This window comes from Paenarthrobacter sp. YAF11_1, from assembly GCF_052113445.1.
GTDB lineage: Bacteria > Actinomycetota > Actinomycetes > Actinomycetales > Micrococcaceae > Arthrobacter.
Genome location: NZ_JBFRDF010000001.1, coordinates 754953 through 772907, shown reverse-complemented (window position 1 = coordinate 772907; position 17955 = coordinate 754953). Strand labels below are relative to the sequence as shown.

Here is a 17955-nt window from a genome sequence, read left to right as displayed (position 1 = left end):
GAGCGCCTAGTTCGCGGGAGCTTTCCGGGCGTTCTCGCGCCGTTCCCGCGTTCTCGGCGGGCGGACCGCGGAACGCACGACGCCGGAACCCGCCTAGGTGCCCAGCGTCAGGTTCTTCTGGTGGCCATGTCCATCGAGCTGGACCTCGATGACCAGGGGGTTGGCGCTCAGTAAGGACACCCCGGCGTCTGAATCCACCAGCTTGCTCCACGCCGAGTCATCGAGGGTGATCCGCAGTGAGGATTGCGTCCGGGACGGGTCTGCCACGGACAGCGTGAGCTTGTCTCCGGTCTGGTGCGCGGACACGGTGCACGGCCCGGACGCTGTGTACCCGCCGGCTGAACCTGTCGCGAAGAAGTTGGCCATGACCAGCTTGTCTTTGGCTACCTCCACCATCTGGACCTCCGCGGAGTTGGCCAGGACCTTTACATCGGGATTCGCGGACTGGGAGAACGTGGTTGAATGGCCGGCAGCAGGTAAGACCATATAGGCGTAGCCGGACGCCACCGGGTCAGTACCGTGCCGATGCGTAATGGTGACGTAGTCCCGGGAGACGGGATCCGTGGTGCCACCGGTATCCGCCCCTGAGTTCACGTCGAACCAGCTACCTGTCCGGCGGACCACCGCAACTTCAGGAGCTCCGGAAACGCCCGGCGCATCCAGGAACACGTAGCCGCCATGGCCTTCAAGGTGCACGGACCTTTTCACAGCCACCGCCGCGTCTCCGGCCGCCATGGTCCTGTTCCGGGAATCGGTGCGCAGTGCAGGAACAGAACCGGCGGCGAAGGACCTGTTTTCCACCGTGGTCTGAACGGCCGAACCACCGGTACCGGTAATGCCCGCACCGAGGCAGACCACGGCATCATCGAGGAAGAACCACGACTTCCGGCCGGACAGCGTCTTGTTGTGATTGAGGTGGTCCATGCCGATGACGCCCCAGCGGTCGTCGACAGTGAGTCCGCCTGCGAAAGCCTGGAAGGCACGGGGGATTCCGGTCCCGGCAGCTCCAGCGCCGCTGGCACGCACCTGGTCATTCACGGTAGTGCCAGGCAGGGCATAGGGATCCACAGTGGGCCAGAAGTCAGCGCTGAACTGGGACGGATCGGTTCGCGTGTAGAGGAAGGTCATGCCATCGCCTTGGTACCAGCCGAGGTTGTTCTCGCTGTTGCCCCACTCGTAGCGGCCGATGCGCTTGGAGGAGAGGTTCACGGTGCAGCCCCACTGGGGGCGGTGGTGGACCAGCCTGTCCTGGTCGGCGAACATACGGCTGTAAACGGGTGCGGGCGCAGCAACCACTGCGGCGTCTGACAGGACACCGAGCGAGAGCAAGGACTTGGCCAGGCTCTGCGTTGGGTGTCCCACGAGCTTTTGGTCAGCGCAGCGTTCCAACCAGCCCTTGGCCAGAGCCAGGAACCGTGAACGGTACGGTTCGTCGCAGCCCGGTGCCAGCAACAGGACCGCAGAGATGAGCCCGAAGCCGCTGACGTAGTCGGGTTCGCGCTGACGGGAGACCGCACGCCCACGGATGGTGTCCATGATGCGTCCGTCCCACACGAACGGGGCGTAGGTGTCCTCTACGGCGTCGAGTAGCACTGACCGCTTGGGGTCGTTGATTGCCCAGTTGCTTCCGCCGAGCATTGCGATGATCTCGGCGATTCCCGCCAACGCCACCACCCCGTATGTCCCTGCGTAGGGGAGGTAGGAGTGCTGGACGTAGGACCCGTCGGCGTAGAACCCGTCGCCACTGGTGACGTAGGTGAAGACGCTGTTGATCCCGCCGCGCACGGTATCGCTCAAGGCATCGCGTCCCAGCGCGATCTCGCTGGGGTTGTTGTCCAGGATGCCCCGCATGCAGCAGGCCAAGGACTTATCCACGCGGTTGGCGCCGGTCTCCGCCAAGGATGTGGCACGGCCGCGCCAATTCGGGTTGGGAGCGAACCAGCGGACAGCTGCCAACAATGCCGTCCGAAGTTCCTCCGGGACTTCGTCATGGAGGAGTGTCAGGATGTCCACGGTCTTGCGGGGAACGCCGATCTCCCAGAACCACCAGTTTCCTGCTGCCTTGATGGACGGCTTGTACGCATTGCTGCTGAGAAGTTGAAGCCCCGCAACAATGTCTGCGGCCAGCTCAGGGTTGGCCGCAAGGGGGTTGCCCGGCACCGCGTATCCAAGTGCCATGTCATAGAGGCGGTTGAAGTGCAGGCCCATGTTGCCCGTGGCTGCTGTGGACTGACCGATGCCAGTGAGGGGTATGTCGGACCACAACGACGTCCGCGCAGCGGTCTTGTCCATGGAGGTCCACCACTTTTCGGCGGTCTTGCCCATTCCTTCGAGTTGAGCTGCGAGCTCGGGGATGTCGGCGGCGCTCCGGCCTCCGGTGAGCACCAGTCGTCGACGATCGATCAATTCCTTCAAGCCCGCGTCCGGGGCAGCAAAGGATGGTCCGGCGTGGGAAAGAAGAGCACCCGCGAGGGCGGCTGCACCGGCGGTTCGAAAGAGGGTCCTGCGGCTCACTGTGGGTCCATTGACGTTCAAAACTGCTCCGTTCACAACTGTTTCAGGCGTGGGGGTGGATGGGGTGGCGAAAGTTTCCGCAACCTTATGTCCGGTTCCCGGGCACCTCAACAGAAATGAACAAAAGTGCTCAGGTCTTGTTGGGTGCCGAAACCGAGTCCCGGATGACTATGTGGGTGCCGACGGTAAGGGTGTTGTCAGAGGAGGCGCCGGCGTCGTGCGGCGACTGGGACAGGGCCAACCGCACGGCTTCCCGCCCCAGTTCTTCAAGCGGAACGCGGACTGTGGTGAGACGGGGGCGCAGCTCGCTGGCCACCGGAACGTCGTCGTAGCCAACCACCGAGACATCCTGGGGGACCCGGATTCCGCGTTCCTCGAGCGCCTCCAAAATGCCGGCCGCCACGAGGTCGTTGGCGCCGAAAACCGCAGTGAAGTCGATCGCCTGGTCCAGGAGCTCGCGCATGCGGCTGTATCCGAAGCCACGGCCAAATGCGCCCTCGTGGACCAGCGAAGGATCCCTCTCAATCCCGCGCGCATCCAAGGCGCGGTAGAAACCTGCCAGCCGGGAGGCCGTCGTCGAGAAATCGCGGGGGCCGCCGACGTAAAGGATCCTGCGGTGTCCCTGGGAGATCAGGTAGTCCGTGATCGCGAAGGCACCACCCTCGTTGTCGTAGGTGACCATTTTGGTAGGGACTCCGACTCCCAACGAAGGGCGTCCGCAGAGGACCAACGAGGAGCCGGCCGCCGCCAGTGCGCGGGCGCGGTCAGCCATTTGCTTCCTGTAGCGGGGGTCATCCGAAGCGCCACCCACCAGGATCACGGCATCGGTGCGCTGCTCGCGCATGAGGTCCACCAGCGCGAGTTCTCGTTCCTTGTCACCGTGAGTGGCGGTGATCAGGCACATGCGCCCTTCGGCGCTCGCCTGCCGTTCGACGCCGCGGGCGATGTAGGCGAAGAAGGGATCGGCGACGTCGTTGATGATGATTCCGACTGTGCGGGTGGTGGCTCCGGCAAGGGCACGGGCATGCGCATTGGCCACGTAGCCGAGGTCGGTCACGGACCTGAAGATGCGCTCGCGCGTGGCTTTTGCCACCGGGTAGTTGCCGCTCAAGGCCCTCGAAACGGTGGCCACCGACACGCCTGCCGCCTGCGCGACGTCGGCAATGGTGGCGCCGCCGCCGCGGGCATGGATCGGATCTGTGGGGGAGCTTTTCTCAGTCACTAAGCGATTCTCGCAAGATCCGCGGCCAATACCGGATAGGCCAAGGGCAAGCCCTTGCTCAATCGGCGTATTTCCATCACGGCGTGGCTGCCCAAACGGTGGATTTCGTTGCCCATCGCCCCCGCAATGTGGGGTGTCAGCACCACATTGGGCAGAGTGTGCAGCACGGAGCTGGCTGGGAGCGGCTCTGGATCTGTGACGTCAAGATACGCGTCCAGCCGTCCGGAAACCAGCTCGGCGGTCAGTGCGGTGGCATCGATGAGGGCGCCGCGGGCCGTATTGATGACCAGGGTTCCGTCCTTCATGCGGGCAAGTTGCTGCGCGCCGATGATGCCCCGCGTTTCGGCGATGTCCGGTGCGTGGACGCTCACAACATCGGACATCGCGCACAACTGGTCCAGTCCGACGGTTTCAACGCCAAGTTCTGAGGCGTCGACGGCGGTGAGGTACGGATCGTAGACCAGCACCCGGGCATCGAGGTTCTTGAGCAGCCCGATCACCAAGCGGCCGACGCGGGAGGCGCCCACCAGTCCGACGGTCACGCCGTTGGTTCCAATACTGGGGAAGCCGGAGGCGTTGCGGGATGCCCCCGTGCTGCGCAATTGTTCACTGAACCGCCGAGCCCGTTTGAGGCCCATGACGATTGCCGCGAAGGTGAACTCGGCTACCGGCACGGCGTTGGCTGCAGCCGAAGAGGACACCTCGATCCCGCGGGCGTAGACCTCGGGGGACAGGAAGGTCTTGACGGTACCTGCGGCATGGACGATGCAACGCAGCTCCGGCAGGCGGTCCAACACGAAAGCATCGATGATGGGTGCGCCCCACCCTGTGATGAGCAGCTGCGCCCCGGCGAGCTTCTCCAATGAACCGGGGACTGAGAAGTCAGCAACTGGCTCGGCGTCCAGGAGGGTAACCATTCCGCGGAGACGCGCGAGGTCCTCGGCGCTGAACAGGGTGCGCAGGTTGTTGCGGCCCATCACGAACGCAGCCTTGATGGTGCCGGCGTGCTGGAGGTTGGTGGTCACTGCGGTTCCGTCCGGTTCGTCTATAGAAATCTATAGAAAGCGCTTGCTATTTCCAGTCACCCTAGGCGGCCATTTGAAATCCTGTCAATCCCGCGGAATCAACGTTTGTATGGTTTTGAGCATGTTATTGACATCACACCTTGCGACTGGGTAGCTTCTTCTCCATAGTAAACGCTTACTATTTCTAGCCACTGAGCGCTCCAGGCGCCGGGCCACTCCATATCCGCCCCCGCGGCGCAGACAGAGGAAATACATGAGCAGCAACAGCCAGACACTCACGCCGCAGGCGACGCCCGACGTCGGCGGGCCGGCAACGGTGGCGGAAGGTCGCCGTCGGGGTCGACCACTCAAGGAAGCAGCCACAGAGCACGCCCGCAAGAAGAGCCTTGTGGCACGGATCCGACGCGACAAAGCGATGTTGCTGCTGATCGCCCCGGGCTTCGTGTACTTCGTGGTGTTCCACTATGTCCCGCTCGCCGGCAACATCATCGCGTTCCTCGATTACAAGCCGTATCTCGGCTTCATGGACAGTGTCTGGGTGGGGTTGGATAACTTCGCGGCTATGTTCCAGGACGGCGCATTCTGGGAGGCCCTCCGCAACACGCTGGTGATCACGGGCCTCCAGTTGGCCCTCTTCTTCCCGGTTCCCATCTGCCTGGCCCTGCTGCTCAACAGCATCGTGTCCAACAAGATCCGGAAGTTCGTGCAAAGCGTTGTCTACCTGCCGCACTTCATCGGGTGGGTCATCATCGTGGCGGTCTTCTCCGAGGTCCTCGGCGCTACCGGGGCCGTTCCGCACCTGCTGGAAAACCTGGGCGTGCCGCGCTTCGATGCCATGACCACGCCGGAGTTCTTCCCCTTCCTGGTGACCATCCAGTCCATCTGGAAGGACGCCGGCTGGGGCACCATCATCTTCCTGGCAGCCCTCATGAACGTGGACCAGGAACTCTACGAGGCCGCAGCGGTGGACGGGGCCAACGCCCGGCACCGGCTCTGGCACATCACCCTCCCCGGGATCATGCCCGTGATCGTCCTGTTGCTCATCCTCAACCTGGGCAGCATTCTTTCGGTCGGTTTCGAGCAGATCGTCCTGCAGCGCGACAACGTGGGACCCGGTGCAGGCGAAGTACTGGATACCTACGTCTACTTCCACGGCATCCAGGACGGGCAATGGGGGCCGGCCGCCGCCGTCGGACTCGTCAAGGGAATCGTCGGCCTGTTCCTGGTCCTCGGCGCCAACAAGCTCGCGCATTTCTTCGGACAGGAAGGTGTCTATTCCAATGGCAAATCCAAATAGCACGTTGGTGGCCGGCCCGCGCCGCCGCCCGAAGTCCAAAGACACCCGGCCCGTCTGGATGGAAAAACCCAAGCCTGCCGTGCAGGTTTTCAAAGCGATCGCGTTGGTGGCCATCTGCTTCCTGGCCCTCTATCCGCTGCTGGCAGTGCTGGCCACGAGCCTTTCCAGCCAAAGCGAGATCGCCAACAACAACGGACTGGTCCTGTTCCCCAAAGAACCGACCTTCGCCGCGTACCAGACCATCTTCGCCGGCGGTGTGGTCACTGACGCGCTGATCCGGTCCCTGGTCATCACCACCGTGGGCACCGCCCTGTCCCTGGTGGTCACGGTGGCGATGGCCTACGGCCTAACCCGCCGCGACCTCGTGGGCGGACGCTTCTTCCTCATGACCGCTCTCTTCACCATGCTGTTCAGCCCGGGCATCATCCCCAGCTTCCTCATGGTCAAGGAGCTTGGACTGCTGGACAGCTACGCAGCCTTGGTCCTGCCCACCTTGATGAGTGCCTTCAACCTGGTGGTGGTCCGGTCCTTCTTCATGAACCTTCCCCAGGAGCTGTTCGAGGCCGCAAAGATCGACGGCGCGGGGGACTTCCGGATCCTGGTCCAGATGGTGCTGCCCCTGTCCCGCGGGGTGCTGGCCGTCGTCGGGCTTTTCTATGCCGTGGGTTACTGGAATGCGTTCTTCAACGCCATGCTCTACCTGAACGATGACAAGTGGCCGTTGTCCATGATCCTGCGCCAGTACGTGCTCCTCGGCCAGCCCATGGGTGACTCCGCAGTAGCCGAAATCGCGGTGCCGTCTCAAGCGATCCAGATGGCCGTCGTCGTGATTTCCCTGATCCCCATTGTGATCGTGTTCCCGTTCCTTCAGCGGTACTTCACCAAAGGCGTCCTCACCGGCGCCATCAAAGGCTAGTCAAACCATTTGTGAAAGGGCATCCCATGAAATCGATCCAGACTTCCGGCCCCAGCCGCCGGAACTTCCTTTCCGTCACGGGCATTGGCGCCCTGGCGCTGTTCAGCGGCGGGGCCTTGGTGGGTTGCGGTCAGCGAACCACCAGCGTGGCCTCGAATGCCAGCGAGGCGCTGCTCCCCACGCACATGCCCCTTAAAGCGGCCGCGGCGGACATCGCCGGCACGGCGGAGGGCGTGCCGGCGGCGTTCTACAAGTACCCTGCACCGTTCCGAAGCGTGTAGGCTGCGCCGCTCAACGGTGGCAAGATCACAGCGATCACCAACCTCTTCGGCACGGCGCCCAACGCCAGGCCGGACAACCCGGCGTGGCAGGCCATAGAGGCACGCCTGGGCGGGCAGGTGGAGATCACCTCGGTTTCCTCGGATGATTACGCCACCAAGTTCAACACGATCATTGCAGGCGGCGAGCTCCCCGACCTCATGCTCAACGACGGCGCCGCAGTGCCCAATATCGTGGAGTTCCTGCAGGCGAAGTGCGCGGACCTGACACCGCTGTTGGGCGGCGACAAGATCAAGGACTACCCCAACCTGGCAGCCATCCCGGAAGTGTTCTGGAAGCAGACCGTCCAGGCCGGCAAACTCTTCTCGCTGCCCATCCCGCGTAACCTGACGGGTGGCTCCGGCTTCGTGAACCAGACCCTATTGGAGAACGTGGGCATCAAATCCACCGAGGACATCAAGGACAAGGACGATTTCTACCGGGTGGCCAAGGAGCTCACCAACCCATCCAAGAACCAGTGGGCATTGGGCAGCACCAAGTTTGGCCTCACGATGCTCCACCACATGTTCCGCACGCCGAACGTCTGGAAGAACGACGGCGGCAAACTCACCAAAGCGTTCGAGACGGACGAATACATGGCCGCCATCGAGTTCGCAGCAAAGCTCTACAAGGACGGCCTGTACGTGCCGGGTTCCGAGGGCTGGACCAAATCCCAGATGGTGAACGCCTTCATCTCCGGCAAAGTCGCGATGATCTATGACGGCCTTCCCGCGTACATCGGACCCACCGGCTACGGCCGCAGCATCCCCGCCGCGAACAAAGCCAACAAAGCCGTGCCGTTCATCCCCGTGGGCCACGATGGTGGGAAGGCCCAGACCTGGCTGGACAACATCACGTTCGCCACCGTCATGCTGAAGAAGGCGGACGAGGCCAAGCTCAAGGAAGTCCTGGCCGTTGCCAACTTCCTGGCGGCCCCGTTCGGCAGCGAAGAGTACCTGCTGCTCAACTACGGTGCAGTAGGAGCGGACTACACCCTGGATTCCAACGGCAACCCGGTGGTCACCGAACGTGCCTTGCTGGACAACGCCGTGCCGTGGAAGTACCTCGCCGCTCCGCAGCAGGTTGTCTACGATCCCAGCAACAAGGACATCGTGGACGTCATGCATAACGCCTACTCCAAGCTCATTCCGCTGGGTGTCGAAGACCCTTGCGGCACTCTGTTCAGCCCCACGAACGCCAGCAAGGGCTCCAAACTGGGCCAGCCCGTGTCCGACGCCGCCACGGCAGTCATTGCCGGCCGTGGCACCATGGATGCACTCAAGAGCGCTGTGGCTGACTGGAAGAAGAACGGCGGAGACACCATCCGCGGCGAATACGAATCGGCACTGGCCAAGTAGCTGGCCACCATCATCTGACTCGAACTTAGGACCCGAACACCGTGACACAGTCCCTGCCCAAGCTGCCAAGCCCGCCTTCCCTGCCCCAGTTGTCGTGGCTGCCCGAACCCGACACCGTCCAATCCCCGTTCACCGGCTGGACCCGCAACCACTGGGAAGCCACGGCTGACCACTGGCTGGAACACATCCGTGAATATTCCAGCCCGTTGAAGGCAAGTCCACGACTCCCTGGCCCTGTGACCCGCGACGGCGAGCGCAGGGAGGGTATGGAAACCATTGGCCGCAGCCTGCTGATGGCTGCGCCCCGGATCGCCGGAGCACGTGGCCAGGACCGGCTGGGTTTGGCGGCCTGGTACCGGGAGGCGTTGCTGGCGGGCACTGATCCTGACGGCCCGGAGAGTTGGCCTTTGGGCGTTACCTGCAAGTCTCCGTTGTTGGGGGTGACCAACTCGATCGTGGAGGCGGCCAACATCGCCTTCTCGCTCCACATCGCAAGGGAGTGGCTGTGGGAGCCGTTGGCGGCGGGGGAGAAGAAGCAGGTTGCCGACTGGTTGCGCCACCATGCCCGGCTTGAGGTGTGGGGCAACAACTGGCAGCTCTTTCCCGCCATGGCCGAGGGTTTCCTGCGTTCGGTGGGCGAGGACGTGTCGGGCTGCATTGGGGCGCGGAACGTGGCGCGGGTGGAGTCCTGGTACTTGGGTGATGGCTGGTACACGGATGGGCCGGAGCACTCAATCGACTACTACAACGCGTGGGCCATCCACCCCTATTTGTGGGCTTGGTATTCGATGACCGGTCGGCAGGACACCCCTGAAGGCCGCCGTCACTTGGAACGCTTGCGTGAGTTCGTAGGCACGCAGAGCCTGATGTTCGCCAGCGACGGCGCAGTGCTGCATGTCGGGCGATCCCTGGCGTACCGTACTGCTGTCCTCGCGGCACTGTGGTGTGCGGAAATCTCGGGTGTGAACCCGATGACCCCAGGGGCCACGCGTCGGCTCGCGTCAGGGGTACTGGCCAACTTCACCGCGAAAGGCGTTGGCGTTGATGGACCGCCGAACCTGGGCTGGTACGACGAGCACCTGGGATCCTGCCAGGCGTACAGCGGGTTCGGTTCGCCGTATCTGGCAGGCATTGGATTCCTTGGCTTGGCGCTGCCGCCGGAGCACAGGGTGTGGCAGGACGTGGACGAGCCTCAGCCCACCGATGGACCGGCTGCGGTGCGGGTCTTGCCTGATATCGGCTGGACTATTAGCGCTGACGGCGGTCTGGTTCGGCTGACCAACCACGGCAGCGACCATAGTGGTCTGCCCGTGGGTGGCGGTACGGACCCCGACGATCCCCATTACGCCAAGTTCTCATATTCAACGCACACGGCGCCGGGTACGGGAACTGCGTGGGAGGACAACGTGGATGGTCACCTTGCTTTGTTGGGGTCCGACGGCGTGGCGAGCCGCCGGTGTTCCCTTCGCGCCACCCGCACGGAAGGACTCGCCAGCGGATCCGTCCACGTCCCACAGCAATATGGAAAGTCCCTCCCTGGGACGGCAGTCACCACCGTTTCCGTGGTGGACGGAATTCACGAGTTGCGGTGCCACTTGGTCCAGGGGCCCGCGGAGTATTCCGTCAGGGAGGGCGGACACTCGGTAGCCGGAGCCCAATCCGTGCAAGCAGGCTTAACCGGGGACACGGCATGGGTCAGCAACGGCGACGTTTTCGCGTCCGTCACCGCCGTGTATGGCTGGGCGGAGCCAAAGACCACCCGCTACACGGGAGCCAACGCCATGGGCGAGCACTCAGCTGTGCCGGCCTTGAGCGCGCAGCGCAGCACCAACGAAACAGTCCACATCGCGCTCCACACCCTGACCCGGGGCCAGGCTCCGGTGCCCGAAGCGCTCAAGGCGGCCGCCGCCGTCGTGGTTTCCGGTACTGAAGTGTTTGTCAGGTGGGCGGGTGGTGCCCAGCAAGCTTTTGATCTGCGCACGTTCGTGCCGTGGGATGGGCAGGTGGGAAAGTGATCGAGCTCAAGTACGGAGCTTCCCGGGCGGAACCCCGGCAAGATGCGGCCATGCAGCGATTCCGCGGTCACCGGGTTGGACAGTTCATCCACTGGGGCCTCTACTCGCTGCCAGCCGGCCGCTGGGAAGGTAAAGATGTCGAGTTCGCTGCTGAGTTCCTTCCGCGGGTTGCCAAGATTCCCCAGCAACGTTGGGAGGCCTTGGCGAATGACTTCACGCTGGCCGATTTCGACCCCGAGCGGTGGGCGGACACGGCGGTGGCCCTCGGCGCCCGCTACCTGACCATCACCACCAAGCACCACGACGGCTTCTGCTTATGGCCAAGCGCCCACACGGACTTCCACATGGGCAACACTCCTTCCGGGCGCGATGTCCTGGCAGAGCTCATTCAGGCCTATGAAGCCCGGGGGATTGACGTCAACTTCTACTACTCGGTGCTGGACTGGCGGCATCCGGACTGGCGCTTCACGTTGGAGAACGACGCCGACCATGCGGCTTTTGCGCGCTACCTGGACTTCGCGAAGAAGCAGTTGGAGGAACTGGCGGAACGGTATCCGAGCGTCAAGGGCTTCTGGTTCGATGGCACGTGGGACGAGTCCGTGAAAGCCAACGGGTGGTGGACCTGGGAAGTCGAGCGGATGCTGAAGGACCGGATTCCCGGCGTGGTGGTCAATAGCCGGCTCCGGGCGGACGACCTCGGCGCCCGGCACGTCGATTCCAACGGAGTCCTCATGGGCGACTACGAAAGTGGTTACGAGCGCAGGCTGCCGGAGCCGTGGGACAGCAGTGTGGCCGGGCGTGATTGGGAAGCCTGCATGACCATCCCGCAGGCCAGCTGGGGATATCACCAGGGACCATGGGCGCAGTCGACGGTGAAGCACCCTTGGGATGTGGTGGACATGATCGCCCACTGCACGTCACTGGGCGGCAACTTCCTCCTCAACTTCGGACCCCGCGGCGACGGCTCCATGGCTCCGGCCGAGATGGACATTGCCACCCGTGTAGGAGAGTGGCTCTCAGCCCACGGGGAGGCGATCTACGGGTGCGGTTTCGCCGAGGGCTGGGACTATCCGGGGTGGGGGTACTTCACCCGCTCTGACGACGGCAACGTTTTCGCGATTGTCACGCGTGCTCCGGCATCCGGGCGGATCCGGCTGCAGTTGCCGGCCGGAATGGCGCTCACTGGCGTGAGGTTGGTGGGCTCCGGAAAGCACCCATTCAGACGGCTTGCGGACTCGCTGTTCGAGTTGGACATTGAGAGTGCCTCGGGTGCCGGGCCGCTCGTGTTCGCGCTGGAAGCCGGGACACTGTCCAGGCCGGCGTCCGAAAAGGAGCCCAACCCGGACGTGCTGGACTAGGGCTTCGCCTTTGAGTTCGCGGGAACGGTGCCGATTCGTCCGGAGAGCTTCGGCGATCTGGCAGCTTTCCCGCGAATTCGGTGAGTGGGCCGGCCGGATTCAGGCGCCAGCAGCAGCCAGCCTGGCCTGCTTCTTCAGCACAGAGTTCTTCCGCGTCGTCCGCAGCATGTCGATGGTCAGCAGGATCAGTGCCAGCCACACCACGCAGAACCCGATCCAGCGGGCCGTGGTCATGGTCTCGTTGAACACCGTCAGCGCCACGACGAACTGGAGGACCGGGGCAAAGTATTGGAGCAGGCCGATGGTGGTCATCGGCAAACGGCGGGCTGAGGCACCGAAGAAGAGCAGAGGCACTGCAGTGATGACACCCGAGGCCACCAGCAACCAGAAGTGGCCGGCGCCCAGTGTGGTGAGTGTTTGAACGCCCGTCACGCCCAGGACCACCATGGTGATGGCGGCGAAGGGAGCCAGCACTACTGTCTCCACGCTGAGGCTGGTGAGGGCGTCCACTTTGGGCCCGACACGCTTTTTGACGAAACCGTAGAGGCCGAAGCTGAACGCCAGGATCAGGGCAATCCACGGAAGTTGGCCGTAGGAGAAGGTCAGGACTCCCACTGCGACGAAGCCGATGCCCACAGCAGCCCACTGCAGCGGGCGCAACTTTTCCTTGAGAACAAAGACGCCCAAAAGGACTGAGACCAACGGATTGATGAAGTATCCCAGTGACGTCTCAACGGCGTGGCCGGTAGTGACGCCGAAGGTATACGTGAGCCAGTTGATGGCGATCAGGCCCGCTGCCAGAGCCAAGGGGCCGAACACGCTACGGTCCTTCACCGCGGCACCGAAAACCCGCCAGGCCCGGGTGATGGTGATGAGCAGTGCGCAGAAGATCAGGGACCAGACAATCCGGTTCGCCACGATTTCGACTGCGCTGGCCGGCATCAGGACGAAGAAGTACAGAGGAAGAAGGCCCCACAGGCCATAAGCGCCGATACCGAAGAGGATGCCCGCTGTCGACTCGCTCCGCACGGGCTTGCCGCCCGGTCCAACTGAGCCACCGACGCCGCCGGTACTTTGCCCGCCGCCCCCCACCGTCGTCGTCGTGGGCTGGCTTGAAGGGGAAGCGCTGGCAGCTATCTGATCCGGAGTCGACACATTGTCGCCAACACCATGCAGGCACGCAATATTCCGCAATCTTGGTGAATTTCCGTGACTCCTGCCATATAAGCGGCCGGGCGTGGGGTGGACCTCTAGAATTGGAATCTGCGCGCCCCAACAACGGCGTGGCTCACTGCTTCGGAAGGGCTAACGGTGTCCAACTCAGCCGCAACCACCCCCCAACGTCCGCTTCGCGTTGCCATCGTCGGTGCAGGTCCCGCAGGTGTGTACGCCGCGGATATCCTGACCAAATCCAACGCGGTCAAGGACGGCGACGTGGAGGTCAGCATCGACCTCTTCGAGGCATACCCGGCACCGTACGGGCTGATCCGGTACGGCGTGGCTCCCGATCATCCGCGAATCAAGGGCATCGTCAACGCCCTGCACAAAGTCCTGGACCGCGGCGATATCCGGTTCCTGGGCAACGTGACCTACGGCAGGGACCTGACGCTCCACGACTTCCGGGCCTTCTACGACGCCGTGATTTTCTCCACCGGCGCCATCAAGGACGCCGACCTGAACATCCCGGGGGTCGAACTGGAGGGCTCCTTCGGCGGCGCCGACTTCGTTTCCTGGTACGACGGACACCCGGACGTTCCCCGCGACTGGCCGCTGGACGCCCAAGAGATCGCGGTGATCGGCAACGGCAACGTGGCCTTGGACGTGGCCCGGATGCTGGTCAAGCACCCGGAGGAATTGCTGGTTACTGAGATCCCGGACAACGTCTTCGCCGGTTTGAAGAAGTCTCCGGTCACCGACGTCCATGTCTTCGGCCGCCGAGGCCCGGCACAGGTGAAATTCACCCCCTTGGAACTGCGCGAACTGTCCCACTGCAAGGACGTGGACATTGTCCTGTACCCGGAGGACTTCGAGTTTGACGAGGCCTCGGATGAAGCCATCAAGTCCAACAACCAGATCAAGACCATGGTGAACACCATGACCAACTGGCTGGTGGAAGAGCATGCCGAATCCGAGCAGCCATCTTCGCGCCGCCTGCACCTGCACTTCCTCCACAGCCCCGTGGAGATCCTCGATTCGCCGGAAACTCCCGGCAAGGTCTCGGGGATCAAATTCGAGCGCATGCAGCTGGACGGAACGGGCAACGTCAAGGGAACGGGCGAATTCATCGAATACCCGGTGCAATCCGTCTACCGTGCCATCGGATATCACGGTTCCCCGCTGGAGGAGCTTGAGTACGATGCCCGTCGCGGCGTCATACCGAACGACGGCGGTCGCGTCCTGGGTGCCGATGGCGAGCCCGTGCCGGGAATCTATGCCACGGGCTGGATCAAGCGCGGACCGGTGGGACTGATCGGCCACACCAAGGGCGATGCCCTGGAGACCATTGGCTTCCTCCTCGAAGACAGGCTCAACCTGCCCCCGGCCGAAAACCCGGATCCGCAGGCCATCATTGATCTCCTTGAGGAGCGCGGCATCGAGTACACCACCTGGGAAGGCTGGAACCGGCTGGATGCCCACGAAGCCGCATTGGGTGCTGCGTGGTCCGCCGGCGAAGGGTCCGCCGGCGAAGGTTCCACCGCGGAAGGGGCCGCCGGCGAAGGCGACGGTGACGGTGTGGTCCGTGAGCGCATCAAGGTTGTTCCGCGCGAGGAAATGATCCGGATCTCCCGCGGCTGACTAGTGAGTTTTTGTACAGGTCATGCCCTTATGCGGCCGTTTTAGGGGCACTACCTGTACAAAAACTCCAGTCCTCGAACTAGACTTCTCGGTACTGTCCCGCCCAACACACGTGCAGCGCACTCTTGTTGCGGACTATCAGGGAGTTCGATGAGGAATCCAATCCATCCGCCGGTTCCCGGCAGCGAGGCCGCGGAACTGTTGCAGAAACACGCCCTCACCGGCCATGAGCGCTTGGATTCGTTGCGCCTTGGGGTGCCCGAAGACATCGTGGGGCTCCGCCGGTTGGTGCGTGAGTCCTGGCAGCGTTCGGCCAGCCTGCAAGCCAATCCCGACGTCCCTGAAGCTCCCCTCGCGATGGACCAGGATGAGCTGGAGGAATACCGCCGGCAGCATCCGCTGGCCACTATCATGCCCGTGATCAAGAAGTTGCTGGTCCAACCCAGCCATGACAGCGGCCTGTTGGTGGCGGTGGGCGACGACGTCGGCCGGCTGCTGTGGGTGGATGGCGACCCGGTGATGCAGCGCCGCGCTGAAAGCATGATGTTCGTGGCGGGCGCCGACTGGTCCGAAGCCTCCGTGGGCACCAGCGCACCCGGCACGGCACTCGCCCTGGACCGCAGCATCCAGATCTCCGGCGCCGAACACTTCAAACGCTCGGTCCACCCGTGGAGTTGCACCGCGGTTCCCTTCCATGACCCGGACTCCGGGGCGGTGCTGGGCGTCGTGGACATCACCGGCACCGAAACCGCCGTGGCCGCCCACACTCTTTCCCTGGTGGAGGCAACAGTTGCCGCCGCCCAGGCGCAACTGCGGATCGAACGCCTGACGCTTGCCGCAGCGGTTCGTGAAAAGCCTCGACGCCGGAGCGCGGCTGCCACCTCCAGCCATGCCCTGTACCGGAACAGCCTGCAGCTGCTGGGCCGGGACCAGGCCCTGCTCAGCATTGATGGCAGGACGGTGTCCTTGTCCGCACGGCACAGCGAAATCCTGGCCATCCTGGGCAGCCACCCCGACGGGCTCAGTGCTGACGACCTCTGCGCCCAGTTGTATCCCGGAGACGGCTACTCGGCCACTTTGCGGGCCGAGATGGTGCGGCTCCGCAAGGTGATCCAGGAGCTCAGCCCGGACGCGGTTCCCCAGTCCCGGCCCTACCGTTTGCCCGTCGAATTGCTTCCCGACTCCGGCCAGGTCCTCAACTGCCTGCAACGTGGCGCCCACCGCATCGCCCTGGAAATCTACAAAGGTGCGGTCCTGCCACGCTCGGAGGCGCCCGGCATCGTGCAGTTGCGTGAAAAGGTTTCGCACCTGCTGCGCGAGGCTCTGCTCAGCGACGGCAGCGTCGATTCCCTCCTCAAGTACGCTGAGCTGCCGGAGGCGAAGTACGACGTCGACCTCCGCCTGGCCGTCCTCAAGCTGCTGCCGCCCCGCTCACCCAAGCGGGCCGCCGTCGTGGCCGATCTTGAACGGATCGACACCGAACTCACCGCGTGAGGTGACTCACATGGTTGCAACCTAGCTGCAACCTCCCCGCTCCTAGGCTCGGATCAATGGCGACAGCCACCGCGATTCGCAGCAAAGGAGCTAGCAATGACTGTTTACGCACAGCCGGGTGCCGAGGGTTCGAAGGTCACGTTCAAGGACCGCTATGAGAACTGGATCGGCGGAGAATGGGTTGCACCAGTCAAGGGCGCCTATTTTGAGAACATCACCCCCGTCACGGGCAAGGCTTTCTGCGAAGTTGCCCGCGGCACCTCCGAGGACATCGAGCTGGCGTTGGACGCCGCCCACAAGATTGCACCTTCCTGGGGAAAGACCTCCGCCACCGAGCGCGCGGCAATCCTCAACAAGATCGCAGACCGTATTGACGAGAATGTGGAGTTGCTCGCCGTCGCGGAAACCTGGGACAACGGCAAGCCAGTCCGCGAGACCCTGAACGCCGACATCCCGTTGGCGGCCGACCACTTCCGCTACTTCGCCTCCGCTGTCCGTGCCCAGGAGGGCCACCTCTCGCAGCTGGACGAGGACACCACCGCCTACCACTTCAAGGAACCGCTGGGCGTTGTTGGCCAGATCATCCCGTGGAACTTCCCCATCCTCATGGCCGTGTGGAAGCTGGCCCCCGCGCTCGCCGCCGGTAACGCCGTAGTCCTCAAGCCTGCCGAGCAGACGCCCACGTCCATCCTGGTCCTCATGGAACTCATCGGCGATCTCCTCCCTGCCGGTGTGGTGAACGTGGTCAACGGCTTTGGCGTAGAAGCCGGCAAGCCGCTCGCGTCAAGCTCACGCATCCGCAAGATCGCTTTCACGGGCGAGACCACCACAGGGCGGCTCATCAGCCAGTACGCGTCCAACAACCTGATTCCCGTCACCCTGGAACTGGGTGGCAAGAGCCCCAACATCTTCTTCGACGACGTCGCGGCCCAGAACGACGCCTTCTACGACAAAGCCCAGGAAGGTTTCACGCTTTTCGCCTTCAACCAAGGCGAAGTTTGCACCTGCCCCTCCCGTGCGTTGGTGCAGGAAGGCATCTATGACTCCTTCATGACGGACGTCGTGGCCCGCACCAACAAGATCATCCAGGGCAACCCGTTGGATACCGACACCCAGGTTGGCGCGCAGGCATCGAATGACCAGTTGGAGAAGATCCTGTCCTACATCGACATCGGAAAGCAGGAGGGCGCCAAGCTGCTCACCGGTGGTGCCCGCGCTGAACTGTCCGGTGACCTGGCAGGGGGCTACTACGTCCAGCCCACCATTTTCGAAGGCCACAACCGGATGCGCGTCTTCCAGGAGGAGATCTTCGGCCCGGTAGTGTCCGTCACCAAGTTCAGCGACTACAACGACGCCATCGGCATCGCCAACGACACCCTCTACGGCCTGGGTGCCGGAGTCTGGTCGCGCAACGGAAATGTCGCCTACCGCGCGGGCCGGGAAATCCAGGCCGGACGCGTGTGGGTCAACAACTACCACGCCTACCCGGCAGGTGCCGCCTTCGGTGGTTACAAGTCCTCAGGTATTGGCCGTGAGAACCACGCCATGATGCTGGACCACTACCAGCAGACCAAAAACCTCCTGGTCAGCTACAACGAAAACAAGCTCGGCTTCTTCTAAGAGTTTTTGTGCAGCAGATGCC

Annotated in this window: 13 protein-coding genes; 9 read left to right on the top strand and 4 right to left on the bottom strand. The window is 63.4% G+C overall.

Annotated elements, in window-relative coordinates; translation table 11 throughout:
* Window positions 1-93: 93 nt before the first annotated feature.
* From AB4Y77_RS03770 to AB4Y77_RS03760, 3 genes are all read right to left on the bottom strand, one after another.
* Window positions 94-2514 (bottom strand): polysaccharide lyase 8 family protein, encoded by a 2421-nt coding sequence (locus AB4Y77_RS03770; protein WP_442012994.1) that lies wholly within the window; start codon window positions 2512-2514, stop codon window positions 94-96.
* Window positions 2515-2644: 130 nt separating this feature from the next.
* Entirely contained in the window at window positions 2645-3736 is a 1092-nt protein-coding gene (locus AB4Y77_RS03765; protein WP_442012993.1) for a LacI family DNA-binding transcriptional regulator, read from the bottom strand.
* Window positions 3736-4761, bottom strand: coding sequence for a hydroxyacid dehydrogenase (locus AB4Y77_RS03760; RefSeq protein WP_311214649.1), 1026 nt, complete (start codon window positions 4759-4761; stop codon window positions 3736-3738). The genes AB4Y77_RS03765 and AB4Y77_RS03760 overlap by 1 nt, the downstream gene beginning before the upstream one ends.
* Before the next feature lie 253 nt (window positions 4762-5014).
* On the opposite strand from AB4Y77_RS03760, the gene AB4Y77_RS03755 reads away from it, so the two are divergent.
* The 6 genes from AB4Y77_RS03755 to AB4Y77_RS03730 are packed head-to-tail and all read left to right on the top strand — an operon-like array spanning window position 5015 to window position 12023.
* Window positions 5015-6058 (top strand): ABC transporter permease, encoded by a 1044-nt coding sequence (locus AB4Y77_RS03755; RefSeq protein WP_442012992.1) that lies wholly within the window; start codon window positions 5015-5017, stop codon window positions 6056-6058.
* On the top strand, window positions 6042-6974 hold the full coding sequence (locus AB4Y77_RS03750) for a carbohydrate ABC transporter permease (RefSeq protein WP_311214647.1): 933 nt from the start codon (window positions 6042-6044) through the stop codon (window positions 6972-6974). The genes AB4Y77_RS03755 and AB4Y77_RS03750 overlap by 17 nt, the downstream gene beginning before the upstream one ends.
* Before the next feature lie 26 nt (window positions 6975-7000).
* Entirely contained in the window at window positions 7001-7255 is a 255-nt protein-coding gene (locus tag AB4Y77_RS03745) for a hypothetical protein (RefSeq protein WP_442012991.1), read from the top strand.
* A 24-nt stretch (window positions 7256-7279) separates the two neighbouring features.
* Window positions 7280-8650: an extracellular solute-binding protein gene (locus AB4Y77_RS03740; protein WP_442013059.1), complete on the top strand. Its 1371-nt coding sequence runs from the start codon at window positions 7280-7282 to the stop codon at window positions 8648-8650.
* A gap of 41 nt (window positions 8651-8691) precedes the next feature.
* Entirely contained in the window at window positions 8692-10665 is a 1974-nt protein-coding gene (locus AB4Y77_RS03735; protein WP_442012990.1) for a DUF2264 domain-containing protein, read from the top strand.
* 50 nt (window positions 10666-10715) lie between these two features.
* Window positions 10716-12023 (top strand): alpha-L-fucosidase, encoded by a 1308-nt coding sequence (locus tag AB4Y77_RS03730; RefSeq protein ID WP_442012989.1) that lies wholly within the window; start codon window positions 10716-10718, stop codon window positions 12021-12023.
* 99 nt (window positions 12024-12122) lie between these two features.
* Here the strand turns inward: AB4Y77_RS03730 and rarD are convergent, their stop codons facing one another.
* Entirely contained in the window at window positions 12123-13217 is a 1095-nt protein-coding gene (rarD, locus tag AB4Y77_RS03725) for an EamA family transporter RarD (RefSeq protein WP_442012988.1), read from the bottom strand.
* A gap of 117 nt (window positions 13218-13334) precedes the next feature.
* Between rarD and AB4Y77_RS03720 the strand changes: the two genes are divergently transcribed.
* The 3 genes from AB4Y77_RS03720 (at window position 13335) to exaC (ending at window position 17933) form a co-directional block, all read left to right on the top strand.
* Window positions 13335-14819: an FAD-dependent oxidoreductase gene (locus AB4Y77_RS03720; RefSeq protein WP_442012987.1), complete on the top strand. Its 1485-nt coding sequence runs from the start codon at window positions 13335-13337 to the stop codon at window positions 14817-14819.
* A 150-nt stretch (window positions 14820-14969) separates the two neighbouring features.
* Window positions 14970-16313 carry a GAF domain-containing protein gene (locus AB4Y77_RS03715; protein ID WP_442012986.1) on the top strand — a complete coding sequence of 448 codons (1344 nt, stop codon included), beginning with the start codon at window positions 14970-14972 and terminating at the stop codon, window positions 16311-16313.
* A 96-nt stretch (window positions 16314-16409) separates the two neighbouring features.
* On the top strand, window positions 16410-17933 hold the full coding sequence (gene exaC / locus AB4Y77_RS03710; RefSeq protein ID WP_311214640.1) for an acetaldehyde dehydrogenase ExaC: 1524 nt from the start codon (window positions 16410-16412) through the stop codon (window positions 17931-17933).
* Window positions 17934-17955 lie beyond the last annotated feature (22 nt).